The sequence below is a fragment of the Mesorhizobium sp. M7A.F.Ca.ET.027.02.1.1 genome (assembly GCF_004022985.1).
GTDB lineage: Bacteria > Pseudomonadota > Alphaproteobacteria > Rhizobiales > Rhizobiaceae > Mesorhizobium.
In genome coordinates this window covers 1-13110 of the sequence record NZ_RZOL01000165.1, presented here as the reverse complement: position 1 = coordinate 13110, position 13110 = coordinate 1, and the positions used below count along the sequence as shown (strand labels likewise).

The following is a 13110-nucleotide window of genomic DNA, read 5'->3' as shown; positions in this document are numbered from 1 at the left end:
CGTGAGCACTGCGCAGGATCTTGCGGGCATCGTCGGTAAGCAGAAGGGCCGCCTTGTCGTCGATCGGCAGGGGGCGCGTGGCGAACAGGAAGGCCGCGCCATCGACGAGCTCGACCAGCGTCTTGGCGCGCTCCTTCAGGCCCGGAAGCGCTGCCAGCAACTGCGCCTTGGTGCTGTCGTTCAGGCGCGCGGCGATCGCCGGGCCGCCTTCGAGATAGGGCAGGGTAGTGATGAAGATGTCGAACAGTTCGGCATCGCTCATGCGGCGCATATGCGCGCCGTTGATCGCCTCCAGCTTGGCGAAGTCGAAGCGCGCCGCACCCTTGTTGACATCGCCGATATCGAACCAGGAAATCATGTCCTTGATCGACATGATCTCGTCGTCGCCATGGCTCCAGCCGAGGCGCGCCAGGTAGTTGAGCAGCGCCTCCGGCAGGTAGCCCATGGCGCGATAGGCCTCGACGCCAAGCGCGCCGTGCCGCTTCGACAGCTTGGCGCCATCGGCGCCGTGGATCAGCGGGATATGCGACATGGACGGCACGTTCCAGCCCATGGCGTTGTAGATCACGGTCTGGCGAGCGGCGTTGGTCAGATGATCGTCGCCGCGAATGATATGGGTGACTCCCATATCATGATCATCGACGACGACGGCATGCATGTAAGTGGGATTGCCGTCAGAACGCAGGATGATGAAGTCATCGAGATCCTTGTTGGGAAAGCGCACCTCGCCCTGGACACGGTCATGGACGATGGTCTCGCCTTCGGTCGGCGCCTTGATACGAATGGCGCCCTTGACGCCTGCGGGCGCCTCAGAGGGGTCGCGGTCGCGCCAGCGGCCGTCATAGCGGGGCGGCAGCCCCTTGGCTCTGGCAGCCTCGCGCATGGCCTCCAGTTCGGCCGGCGTGGCATAGCAATAATACGCCTTGCCCTTGCGCACGAGCTCCTCAGCCACCTCGCGGTGGCGCGGCGCACGCTCGAACTGCGACACCGGCTCGCCGTCCCAGCTCAGGCCAAGCCAGGAAAGCCCGTCGAGGATGGCAGCCGTCGCGGCTTCATTGGAGCGTTCGCGGTCGGTGTCCTCGATGCGCAGCAGCATCGTGCCGCCAGTGTGCTTCGCATACAGCCAGTTGAACAGCGCCGTGCGCGCGCCGCCTATGTGCAGATAGCCGGTGGGCGAAGGGGCAAAACGGGTGACGACCTTGTCGGACATGGAACTCTCGGAAACCATCTGAAGCGGGGTGCGGTTGCGCGGGCTTTCGCGCGCCCGGCGTTCATGTAGCATAGGGTGTCGAGGGCGCAAGGGGCAGACCCGATGGCTGGACGAGGCTGGGGCTCGGATCAGGGCGAGGACGCTGCCATCGGCGTCAGCGAACGGTCCCTGTTTGCGCCTCGGCCAGCCCCATTACCGCCGCCATCGCCCCTTGTGCCGGATCCCGGCAAGGCGCCCTTGCAAGCGGATGTCGCCGCCTCTGTTCCTGTTGCCGAAACCGGCAGGATCGTTCGCGTGCGCCGGCAAATCAGCCTGACATCACTGCCTCGCCTGCGCCACAGCGTGAACACGGCGGCGAGCCTGGAACTCGACCGGGGCGTGGCCTTCCTGCTGGTGCCGGTCTGCCTGGCGATCGGAGCGATCGGCTATTTTTCGCTGACGGCTGAACCCGACTTTGCGAGACCTGTCGCGGTTGTCATCTTGACGGGGATCTGTGCGCTGGTCTCGCGCTCATGGCCAAAGACCCATCTGTGTTTCATGGCGGCGCTTTTGTGCGCCCTAGGACTGCTTGCTGCCAAGGTCGAGACGTGGCGTGCGGGCACACAAATGTTGGGCTCGGAAATCTCGACGCAGGTGACCGGCCGCGTCGTCTCGCTCGACCGGATGGAAACTGGCCGTATCCGGCTGACCATCGACGTGACATCGACCGCAAGACCGAAACTGCGCTATGCGCCGGAACGGGTGCGGCTTTCGGCACGCAAGATCCCGGCTGACGTGACCGCAGGCTCCCTCATCACTGGATATGCCAAGCTTTTGCCGCCGACCGGGCCGGTGCGGCCGGACAGCTATGATTTCTCCTTCGACAGCTATTTTGCCGGCATCGGCGGCAGCGGGTTCTTTCTCGGCAACCCCAAGCTTGTCGTCAGCGATGGTGGCGACATGTCGCTGCCGGCCCGAATTTCCTCTAGCGTGGAAAATGCCCGCGAGGCCATCGCCGACCATATCAGGGCGAGCGTCGGCGGCGCCGAAGGCGAGATCGCCGCGGCGCTGATCGTCGGCGTGCGCGCCGGCATTCCCGATGACATCAATGAGGCGATGCGACGTACCGGCATCTACCACATCATCTCGATTTCGGGACTGCACATGGCGCTGGTCGCAGGCACCATCATGGGCTTGCTGCGCGGCGCCTTCGCGTTGTTTCCCGACTTTTCCGCGCGTCGCCCGGTCAAGAAGTATGCCGCCGTCGCCGCACTGTTCTCGATCGCGGCCTATCTCATCATCTCTGGAGTCGTCGTTGCCGCCGAGCGCAGCTTCATCATGCTGGCGGTGATGCTGATTGCCGTGCTGTTCGATCGAGCAGCACTCACCATGCGCAATCTGGCGATCTCGGCGATCGCCGTCATCGTGGTGTCGCCGCATGAGGTGGTCGGCCCGAGTTTTCAGATGTCGTTCGCCGCGACCGCGGCTCTGGTCGGCGCCTATGCCGGCTGGGCCGTTCACCGCGCGGGAAAAGCAAGACCGCCGCCCCCAAAGCGATCCATGCCCGGTTTCCTGACGCGAAAGTTCGTGCTCGCGGCAACCGGCCTTGCCATGACCTCCATCATCGCCGGCAGCGCCACGACGCTGTTTGCCATCTGGCATTTTCAGCGTGTGTCGCCGCTCAGCCTGTTCGCCAATCTGGCGGTTATGCCGATCGTCACCGTCGTCATGTTCCTGGCTGTCGCAAGCGCGCTGCTGATGCCTTTCGGATTGGATTGGCCGGCCCTCTACCTGATGGGCAAGGGTCTGACGGTGATGATCGCCATATCGGGTTGGATCTCCGAACGTTCGCCTGTCGATGCGGTTGGGCTGATTTCGCAGCAATCTGTCCTGCTGGTGACAATTGCCCTGGTCATCGCGACAATGGCGACAACTTGGCTGCGGCTCGCTGCTCTGCCATGCGCGCTGGCAGGCTTGCTGACCGTCTCGGATACGCGCACGCCGGATGTGCTGATCTCGGAGGACGCCCGACTGGTTGCCTTGCCGATCGGCGGTGGCGAACTCGCCGTCAGCCGCGCTCGGCCGAACGAATTCACCGTCGACAACTGGAAACGCGCACTAATATCCGAAACCATCGTCGTGCCGGAGGTGTTCGACAAGGGCGACGGGCAATTCGACGTCGCGGATGCCGTTGAGCTACCGCCGGGATCGCCGTTCTATTGCACCTCAGGCGTCTGCGTGGCCAGGCACACGTCCGGTGCGATCATTGCCTATGTCGAGGACCGCAAGGACACCTGGAAAGCCTGCGGTTTCGCCGAGCTGATCGTCATCAATGACGCCACCGCGTATGACGCCTGTCACAACCCGCTGGTTCTCGTCATCACCAAGCGGCAACTGGCTCGCAAAGGCAGTGCCGCGATCTTCTTCGATCGCCAATCGGCGACCACGCCGGCGACGATCAGCTTCGCCGTGGACAGCCCATACCGGCCCTGGCATGCGCAACGCAAATTCTCGCGCGAGGCGAGGGGGCTGCCACCCTTCAAGAGACCCGAGAAGCCAGTGGCTGAAACGCAGCCGCCTCAGTAGCGGCGGATCAGGCCAACGAGCTTGCCTTGCACCTTGACCCTGTCCGGCCCGAAAATACGGGTTTCATAGGCTGGATTGGCGGCTTCGAGAGCAATCGAAGCGCCCTTGCGGCGGAACCGCTTCAGCGTCGCTTCCTCTTCATCGACCAGCGCCACGATGATCTCGCCGGGGTTCGCCGTGTCGGCATTGCGGATGATGACGGTGTCGCCGTCGAAGATACCGGCCTCGATCATCGAGTCGCCCTTGACCTCCAGCGCATAGTGGGCACCGCCCATGATCATGTCCGGCGGCACCGAGATCGAATGCGTCTGATGCTGGATGGCATCGATCGGCACACCGGCGGCGATACGGCCCATGACCGGGATCGACACGGCGGAGACCGCATCGTCATCATTGCCGGGCGAGGGCATCCGCGAAGGCGCCGGCTTGATCTGCCGGCCAAGGGCACCACCCTGACCGAGACTGCCCTGGATGACGCTTGGCGAAAACTTCTTTGCCGCGTTGAGGCCGGGCGCGATCGAGTCCGGCAATCGCAGCACTTCCAGCGCGCGTGCCCGGTTGGGCAACCGGCGAATAAAGCCGCGCTCCTCAAGTGCGGTGATCAGCCGATGAATCCCGGATTTGGAGGCAAGGTCGAGCGCCTCCTTCATCTCGTCGAAGGATGGCGGAATGCCGCTCTCCTTCAGGCGTTCATGGATGAACATCAGCAGTTCATGTTGCTTGCGTGTCAGCATGGCGGCCCCCAGATTACCTGAAACCAGAATCGAAAAACAAACCCAGAACAAACACTATCTGTTCCAGTTGTGTTCTGCAACCGTTTAAAGTTTAATGAATTTGTTAAGGCTGCTGAAATTATTTGGGCTTGCCAGCGGGTCGCGATCGACAGGCGCCAACCACGGCAATGCGCCTGCTCACATTGAAATCATTATGGTTAATGACCTGTGGCTCATCCTCGACCCAAGGCTTGGCATCATCTGCCGATCGACCTCCACAAGGGACGCTATCAATCTTCGGGACGTTCGTTTGCCGTGAACGAAACGGAGCCAAAACGCCAACGTCTGTTGGCATTTGTGGCTGGAATTCAGCCCTCCGTCATCCGCCGGGCAGTGAGGGCGGCGACGGCAAATCGCGGAGATCGTTGCGTCAGGTAACGGCTTCCTTGACGGCGAAACGCTGGTCCTTCCATGCGCCCGTGCGCAGAATATCCGCCAGCACCTCAACCGCCAGCCACACATCCTTGTAGCCGACATAGAGCGGCGTGAAGCCGAAACGGATGGTCGATGGCGCGCGAAAATCACCGATGACGCCGCGCTCGATCAGCGCCCGCATGATTTGATAGCCGTGATCGTGAAGGAACGACACCTGGCTGCCGCGCCTGGTCGCGTCGCGGGTGGTCTCCAGCGTGAGGCCATAGGCGCCGCACTTTGCTTCGACGAGCTGGATGAACAGTTCCGTCAGCGCGACGCTCTTTTTTCGCAATGCCGCCATGTCGACGTCGTTCCAGATGACAAGCGCGCCTTTGAGCGCCCGCATCGACAGGACCGGCTGGGTGCCGCACAGAAAGCGGCGGATACCGGTGCCGGCAACATACCCCCGTTCGAAGGCAAAGGGCCGCGCATGGCCCCACCAGCCGCTGAGCGGCTGGCTGATATCGCCGTGATGGCGCTGCGCGGCATAGATGAAGGCCGGTGCGCCCGGACCGCCGTTGAGGTACTTGTAAGTGCAGCCGATGGCGAAATCGGCATTTGCCTGATCGAGCTCGACGGGCAGGGCGCCGGCGGTGTGGCATAGATCCCAGACGATCAGCGCTCCGGCCGCATGAGCCTTGCGCGTCAGCGCCGCCATGTCGCGCAGTTCACCCGATTTGTAGTTGACGTGGTTGACCAGCACCACCGCGACGTTTTCGTCGATCAGCTCTTCGATGGTGGGCGCGTCGACGCCCGCGAGGCGCAGCAGGACGCCGTCCCGTGTCGAGGCCACCCCTTCGGCGATGTACAGGTCGGTGGGGAAACTGTCACCCTCGGCGACGATGACCGACCGGCCCGGCCGCATCTCCAGCGCCGCATGCAGCACCTTGTAGATGTTGGTCGACGTCGTGTCGCAGACGACGGTCTGGCCGGCCGCGGCTCCAATCAGGCGTCCGAGTTGATCGCCGAGTTCGATCGGCATCTCGAACCATCCGGCCGTATTCCAGGCTCGGATGAGGTCCTGGGCCCATTCCTGGGTTGCCGCCTGCTGCAGCTCGCCGAAAACGGCATGAGACGCTGCCCCCAGTGAATTGCCGTCGAGATAGATCACCCCCTCCGGCAGAATGAAACGGTCGCGCATGGCCCGCAGCGGATCTGTGGCATCCATCGCTTCGACTGCGGCGAGATCAGGAAATCCACTCATGGTCAGTCAGTCCCCGGTTGTTCGCGAAGGGTGTTCCGCCGCCGCGCGTCGCTGTTTTCATTTCGACGATGTCAGAGCCGGGTGCGGACCGTCCACAGTTCCGGGAACAGCACCACCTCGAGCATCTTCTTCAGATACGAAGCACCCGACGTGCCGCCGGTGCCGCGTTTCAGACCGATAATGCGCTCAACCGTGGTGACGTGGTTGAAGCGCCAGCGGCGGAAATAATCCTCGAAGTCGACCAGCTTCTCTGCCAGTTCGTAGAACATCCAGTAGCGCTGCGGATCGCGGTAAATGGTTTGCCAGGCGACCAGCACCTCTTCATTCTCGGTTCGCGTCTCACGCCAGCCCGTGCGCTTGGCATCGGCACCGATGTCGAATCCGTTGCGCGCAAGCAGCAGCAGCGCTTCGTCGTAGAGCGATGGTTCGGTCAGGATCGCTTCCAGCTTTCCGCTCAGGTCGGGCCGGTGCTTGTGCGGCCCGAGCATGGCCAGGTTGCGGTTGCCGGCCATGAACTCGATGGCGCGATACTGCCAGGACTGGAAACCCGAGGACTGGCCGAGCGCGTCGCGGAACTCGGTGTATTCGCTCGGCGTCATCGTCCGCAGCACATCCCAGGCATTGTTCAGCTGCTCGAAGATCCGCGCAACGCGCGACAGCATCTTGAAGCTCGGCTCGAGCCGGTCGGCGCGGATGGAACGGATCGCGGCGCCGATCTCGTGCAGAGCGAGCTTCATCCAGAGTTCGGAGGTCTGATGCTGGATGATGAACAGCATCTCGTCATGCGCCGATGACAGCGGCGTTTGGGCCTCCAGCACTTTCTCCAGGTGCAGGTAGTCGCTGTAGGACATGCGCTCCTTGAACGACATCTGGGCGCCTTCGGACGCCGGATCGTATGGCTCGCTCAATCGATTTTCTCCGTGCGCAGCCGGAAGCGCTGGATCTTGCCGGTCTGGGTCTTGGGCAGGGCGGCGATGAATTTTACCGATCGCGGATATTTATAGGGCGCGATCATTGCCTTGACATGGTCCTGCAGGCGCTTGGTGGTGAGGGCGTCGGGCGCGACGCCCTGCACCAGCACGACATGCGCCTCGACGATCTGGCCGCGCTCGGCGTCCTCGGCGCCAATGACAGCGCATTCGGCGACGTCCGGGTGCGCCAGCAGCGCCGCCTCGACCTCGGGACCGGCGATGTTGTAGCCGGCGCTGACGATCATGTCGTCGGAGCGTGCGGCGAAATGGAAGAAGCCTTCCTCGTCCTGCGTGAAGGTATCGCCGGTGAGGTTCCAGCCGTCGCGCACGTATTCCTTCTGCCTGTCATCGGCCATGTAGCGGCAGCCGGTCGGTCCGCGCACCGCAAGCCTGCCGGTCGCGCCGCGTGGCACCTCGCGCATCTCGTCATCGACGACGCGCGCCTCGTAGCCGCCCACCGGCTTTCCGGTCGACGCGGGCTTCATGTCGTCAAAACGGTTGGAGATGAAGATGTGCAGCATCTCGGTGGCTCCGATGCCGTCGAGGATCGGCTTTCCGGTCTTTTGTGTCCACTCTTCGAAAACGGGAGCAGGCAAGGTTTCGCCGGCCGAAACGGCGACGCGCAGCGATGACAGGTCCGCTCCTTCATCCATGGCCTTCAGCATGGCGCGGTAGGCAGTCGGCGCGGTGAAAGAGATCGTCGCTTTGTAGGTCTCGATGATGTGGATCATGTTGGGTGGCGTCGCCTGCTCCAGCAGCGTCGCCGCCGCACCGAAGCGCAGCGGGAAGATGGCGAGTCCGCCAAGGCCGAAGGTGAAGGCCAGCGGCGGCGAGCCGACGAAGATGTCGTCCGGCGTCACCTCCAGGATTTCGCGGGCGTAGGCGTCGGCGATGATCAGCAGGTCGCGGTGAAAATGCATCGTCGCCTTCGGAACGCCTGTTGTGCCCGAGGTGAAGCCGAGCAGGGCAACATCGTCGCGGCCGGTGTCGACTGCGGTGAACGTCACCGGCTTGTCGAGAGCGGCACGATCGAGTTCAGCATCATGGTTGGCGGTGCCGTCGAAACCGATGACCTGCTTGAGGAATGCGCTGTCCTTGGCGCAGGCGGTCATCTCGTCCATCAGCCTGGTGTCGCAGAGCGCGACGGTGATTTCCGCTTTGTCGACGATCTTGGCGAGTTCGCCGGCGCGCAGCATCGGCATGGTGTTGACGACCACGGCGCCAACCTTGGTGGCGGCCAGCCAGCAGGCGACCATTGCGGGGTTGTTGGCCGAACGGATCAGCACCCGGTTGCCCGGCTCGACCCCATAATTCTCGACCAGCGCGTGGGCCAGCCTGTTCGTCCAGTCGGACAGTTCCTTGTAGGTGCGGCGGCGGCCATTGCCGATCAGCGCGGTGTGGTCGCCCAGGCCTTTCTCGACCAGCCTGTCGGTCAGTTCGACACCGGCGTTGAGGCGTTCGGGATAGTCGAAGCCGTCGAGCAGGATTTCAGGCCATTGCTCCGGCGGCGGCAGGTGATCGCGCGTGAACGTGTCGATATGCGCTGAAGGCCCAAGCATGTCGCCGCTCTCCTGTCTGCTGGACGGCCAGTGCGCGAGGCGCCTGACCAGTGATCTGAAGGTCCTGCTTTTTTTGAGGAGGCTTCGTGCCGCAAGTCGCGCCTTGCTCGACGCCACCCGAACGGGGTGACCATTTGCAGGCTTCGGGCAGCACAGCAGACCTCCCATTGTCGGCTGTTCGTGCGGGCAGGATCGCACCAGTCGAAATTTGTTTCAAGCCTAAAATGTTTTTGCCCTAGAGCATTGACGCATGGCGTGGCGGTGGCCATTGCTAGCGGAACAGCGATGCCGTTTTTGGGGAAGGGCGCAGATGTTCGAACGTCACATCGTCGATTGGGATGATGCCTATGCCAACGGTGCGAATATCGCCGGCAGCGACCGATGGCCGGCCGCGTGGGTGGAGCCTGCGCAAGCGTTTCGTGACGCACTCTCGGCGCAGGGCCGGGCACGGCTCGACATCACCTATGGCGATGGGCGACGCAATCGGCTCGATCTCTTCCTCCCCAGCGCCACGCCCAAAGGGTTGGTGGTGTTCATCCATGGCGGTTACTGGAAGGCGTTCGACAAGAGTTTCTGGTCGCATCTCGCCAATGGTGCGGTCAGCAGCGGCTTTGCCGTGGCGATGCCGTCCTACACGCTGTGCCCGGACTTACGCATCGCCGGCATCGTCCAGGAGATCGGCGTGGCGATCGGCAAGGCGGCGGCAATGGTCGACGGGCCGCTGATGCTGACCGGACATTCGGCCGGCGGCCATCTTGCCAGCCGGATGGTGACGACAACCACGCCTCTGGCGGACGATGTGGCGCGGCGCGTGCGCCATGTCGTTTCGATTTCGGGTGTCCACGATCTGCGTCCGATCATGCGCACCGAGATGAACGCGATTCTGGCCATCGACGAGGCCGAGGCGTTGGCGGAAAGCCCGGCACTGTTGCGGCCCATGGATGGTGTCCGCATCACCTGTTGGGCCGGTGGTGGCGAGCGCGCCGAGTTCCTGCGTCAGAACGCCTTGCTTGCCAACATCTGGACGGGCCTCGGTGCTGCAACCAGCACCGTGGTCGAGCCCGACCGGCATCATTTCAGCATTGTCGACGGCCTTGCCGATCCGGCCCACCCACTGAGCCGCGCCTTGATATCGGGCTAGCACCGAGATCATTTTCCATTTTTTTATTAATGGTTTGTCTTGTTCTGCTTCAGCGCAGCATCAGTACGCTGCAGGCCTCGCCAGCAGCTGCTGCGGGGGCAAACGGCGCCCGCACGATCAGCCCGTTGGCGTCGGCCAGCATTCTCAGCATCGAGGAATCCTGGATACCGAACGGCGTCGCCACCAGCACGCCGTCATCTTCCCTGACCACGGCTCGGACGTAGTCCTGGCGCAGATCATTGGCCGGCATGGCGGCACCCAACCGCGCCGGACGAATGTCCTGGCGATGATTGCGGCCGCCGAGCCGCGCCAGCAGCGGCTTCAGGAACAATTGCGAGCAGACCAGGCTTGCCACCGGATTGCCGGGCAGGCCGATGCACCTGATATCGCCGAGGCGGCCGAACATCAGCGGCTTGCCAGGACGCATGGCGATCTTCCAGAAGCCGAGCGTCATGCCTTCGCCGGTCAGCACGTCGTGGATCAGGTCGTGATCGCCGACCGAGGCGCCACCAAGCGTCACAATGACATCCGCACCGGCCGCGACCGCTTTTTGCACCAGTTCGGCGATAGCATCCTTGCGATCGGCGGCAATGCCGAGATCGAGCGCGCGGGCGCCGACCGAGTGTGCGGTGGCGGCGACGCCATAGGCATTCGATGAAATGATCTGGTCCGGGCCGAGATCGCTGCCCGGCGGCAGCAATTCGTCGCCGGTGGCGATAATGGCGACCAGCGGCCGTTTCACCACGCTGACCCGAGGATGGTTGGCCGATGCTGCCAGCGACAGTGCCGCCGGGTCGAGCAAGCGGCCTTTTTCCAGCAGCATGTCGCCTGTTGAAAAATCGAGCCCGATGCGGCGGATATTGCGCCATTGCGCCGTTGGCTCGGTCACTTCGATTTCGCCGCCGCCGAGATCGCGGACATTCTCCTGGATGACGATGGTGTCGGCGCCTTCGGGCAGCGGCGCGCCGGTGAAGATGCGCACGGCCTGCGTCTGGCCGACCGTGCCGTCGAAGCCACGCCCAGCCGGCGCCATGCCGATCACCGACAGCCTGGATGGGACCGACGTGACGTCGGCGGCGCGCGCTGCATAGCCGTCCATGGCGGAAGCATTGAAAGGCGGCTGGGTGCGAAGTGCCACGACCGGTTCCGCCAGAACACGATCCACAGCCTCGAACAGGGGAACGCTTTCGCCGGCTAGAGGCGCCGCGCCATCAAGCAGGCGTTCAAGCGCCTCCGCGATAGGAACCAGCGCCATCAGGCGCTCGCCTTGTAGTCACCCGACTTGCCACCGGTCTTTTCGACCAGGCGGATGCCGGTGATGACCATGGCGCGGTCTACTGCTTTGGCCATGTCGTAGATGGTCAGGCAGGCGACCGAAGCGGCGGTCAGCGCTTCCATCTCGACACCCGTCTTGCCGGTGACGCGCGCCAGTGCGGTGACCTTCAGGCCGGGCAAAGCATGGTCGGGCTCGATGTCGACGGAAACCTTGGTCAAAAGCAGCGGGTGGCAGAGCGGGATCAGTTCATGCGTCTTCTTCGCCGCCATGATGCCGGCGATGCGCGCGGTGCCGAGCACATCGCCCTTCTTGGCGTTGCCGGCGAGGATCATCTTCAGCGTCTCGGGCTGCATCGCGACAAAGCCTTCGGCGATCGCCGTGCGCGTTGTTTCGTCCTTGTCGCCGACGTCGACCATGTTGGCCTCGCCCTGCGCGCCGAGATGGGTAAGGCCCGATACCATCGTCAGATGGCCTCGGCCAAAGCCTTGCCTGTCAGAAGCAGGCGCGTCGCCGCGGTGACGTCCTGTTGCCGCATCAGGCTCTCGCCGACAAGAAAAGTGCCGATGTCGCTCTTTTGCAGCCTGAGGCAGTCGTCATGCGAGAAAATACCGCTCTCGCTGACCAGCAAGCGGTCGGCCGGAACCATCGTCGCCAGCCGCATGGAAGTGTCGAGGCTGGTCTCGAATGTGCGCAGATTGCGGTTGTTGATGCCGATCAGCCGCGACGACAGTTTTAGCGCGCGCTGCGTCTCGGTCTCGTCGTGCACTTCGACCAGTGCATCCATGCCGAGTTCGAAGGCCGTCGCCTCGAGCTCGCTGGCCAGGACGTCGTCGACACTGGCCATGATGATCAGGATGGCATCCGCGCCCCAGGCGCGGGCTTCGTAGACCTGATACGGATCGAACAGGAAATCCTTGCGCAGCGCCGGCAGCGCGACGGCGGCTCGCGCCCAGGTGAGAAATTCGGGCGCACCCTGGAAGGACGGTGCATCGGTCAGCACCGAAAGACAGGCAGCACCACCCTTGGCATAGGCCTGCGCCAGCGCCGGTGGATCGAAATCGGCACGGATCAGACCCTTGGAAGGGCTCGCCTTCTTGATCTCGGCGATTAGCGCGAAGGCGCCGGATTTGCGCTTCGCTTCCAGTGCGGCAAGAAAGCCGCGCGGTGCGTCGGCGTCTTTTGCCCGGGCCTTGATTTCGGCCAACGGCACGCGTGCCTTTGCTGCCGCGATCTCGTCGCGCTTGTAGGCCTCGATCTTGCGAAGAATGTCAGACACGCTCTATCCGTTATCCGTTCGAAATCTCGACCAGCCTGTCGAGCACTTGCAGGGCACGGCCGCTATCGATGGCTTGCGCCGCCGCCGCGATGCCGTCGCCAAGCGTCGTCGCCTTGCCGGCCACAACCAGTCCGGCACCGGCGTTCATCAGCACGGTGTCGCGATAGGCGCCGGCGGCGCCGCCCAGCATATCGCGCAAGGCCTTGGCGTTGTAGTCCGCATCGCCGCCACGCAATTCGTCCTTGCTGTGGCGCGGCAACCCAACCGCTTCAGGGGTCAGGGTGAAGCTGCGGATCTCGCCGCCGATCAGTTCGGCAACCTGCGTCTCGCCGGTGGTGGTGATCTCGTCATAGCCGTCGCCATGGGCGACCCAGACATGCTCGGCACCCAGCGCCTTCAGCGTCTCGGCAACCGGCAGGATCCATTCCGGCAGGAACACACCGACCAGCTGCCGCTTGACGCCGGCCGGATTGGAGAGCGGCCCGAGCAGGTTGAAGATGGTGCGGGTGCCGAGTTCGACGCGGGTCGGGCCGACATGCTTCATCGCCGGATGGTGCGCAGGCGCGAACATGAAGCCAACGCCTGCCTCGTGGATGCAGCGGCCGATGAATTCGGGCGAGATATCGATCTTGACGCCGAGCGCAACCAGCACGTCGGCTGCCCCCGTCAACGATGACAGGCCGCGATTGCCGTGTTTGGCAACCGGCACGCCGCTGCCGGC

General features: G+C 63.6%; 11 protein-coding genes. 2 read left to right on the top strand and 9 right to left on the bottom strand.

Annotation, left to right across the window (positions count from 1 at the left end):
- Nucleotides 1-1210: glutamate--tRNA ligase (gene gltX / locus EN749_RS18775; protein ID WP_128363686.1), on the bottom strand; the 1210-nt coding region annotated here is incomplete at its 3' end.
- Between the two features lie 102 nt (nucleotides 1211-1312).
- Here gltX and EN749_RS18770 point away from each other — a divergent pair.
- Nucleotides 1313-3775, top strand: a complete 2463-nt coding sequence (locus tag EN749_RS18770) for a ComEC/Rec2 family competence protein (RefSeq protein ID WP_128363685.1) — start codon at nucleotides 1313-1315, stop codon at nucleotides 3773-3775.
- Here the strand turns inward: EN749_RS18770 and lexA are convergent.
- From lexA to EN749_RS18750, 4 genes are all read right to left on the bottom strand, one after another.
- A complete protein-coding gene (lexA, locus tag EN749_RS18765; protein WP_127272195.1) occupies nucleotides 3769-4509 on the bottom strand; it encodes a transcriptional repressor LexA in 741 nt (246 codons plus the stop codon). The two genes, EN749_RS18770 and lexA, sit on opposite strands and share 7 nt — an antisense overlap.
- A 409-nt stretch (nucleotides 4510-4918) precedes the next feature.
- Nucleotides 4919-6166, bottom strand: a complete 1248-nt coding sequence (gene kynU, locus EN749_RS18760; RefSeq protein ID WP_128363684.1) for a kynureninase — start codon at nucleotides 6164-6166, stop codon at nucleotides 4919-4921.
- 71 nt (nucleotides 6167-6237) lie between these two features.
- Nucleotides 6238-7074: a tryptophan 2,3-dioxygenase gene (gene kynA, locus EN749_RS18755; protein ID WP_127397045.1), complete on the bottom strand. Its 837-nt coding sequence runs from the start codon at nucleotides 7072-7074 to the stop codon at nucleotides 6238-6240.
- Nucleotides 7071-8696, bottom strand: coding sequence for an AMP-binding protein (locus EN749_RS18750; protein WP_127810453.1), 1626 nt, complete (start codon nucleotides 8694-8696; stop codon nucleotides 7071-7073). Before EN749_RS18750 ends, kynA begins: the two co-directional genes overlap by 4 nt.
- A gap of 310 nt (nucleotides 8697-9006) precedes the next feature.
- On the opposite strand from EN749_RS18750, the gene EN749_RS18745 reads away from it, so the two are divergent.
- Nucleotides 9007-9837: an alpha/beta hydrolase gene (locus tag EN749_RS18745; protein WP_128288095.1), complete on the top strand. Its 831-nt coding sequence runs from the start codon at nucleotides 9007-9009 to the stop codon at nucleotides 9835-9837.
- Between the two features lie 49 nt (nucleotides 9838-9886).
- Here EN749_RS18745 and glp read toward each other — a convergent pair whose 3' ends face one another.
- The 4 genes from glp to trpD all read right to left on the bottom strand — a co-directional run.
- Nucleotides 9887-11092: a gephyrin-like molybdotransferase Glp gene (gene glp, locus EN749_RS18740; RefSeq protein ID WP_127810451.1), complete on the bottom strand. Its 1206-nt coding sequence runs from the start codon at nucleotides 11090-11092 to the stop codon at nucleotides 9887-9889.
- On the bottom strand, nucleotides 11092-11574 hold the full coding sequence (moaC, locus tag EN749_RS18735) for a cyclic pyranopterin monophosphate synthase MoaC (protein WP_127271357.1): 483 nt from the start codon (nucleotides 11572-11574) through the stop codon (nucleotides 11092-11094). Before moaC ends, glp begins: the two co-directional genes overlap by 1 nt.
- 2 nt (nucleotides 11575-11576) lie before the next feature.
- Nucleotides 11577-12389: an indole-3-glycerol phosphate synthase TrpC gene (gene trpC, locus EN749_RS18730; protein ID WP_128288097.1), complete on the bottom strand. Its 813-nt coding sequence runs from the start codon at nucleotides 12387-12389 to the stop codon at nucleotides 11577-11579.
- 10 nt (nucleotides 12390-12399) lie between these two features.
- The coding region (gene trpD / locus EN749_RS18725; protein ID WP_128363683.1) for an anthranilate phosphoribosyltransferase at nucleotides 12400-13110 on the bottom strand (711 nt) is incomplete at its 5' end.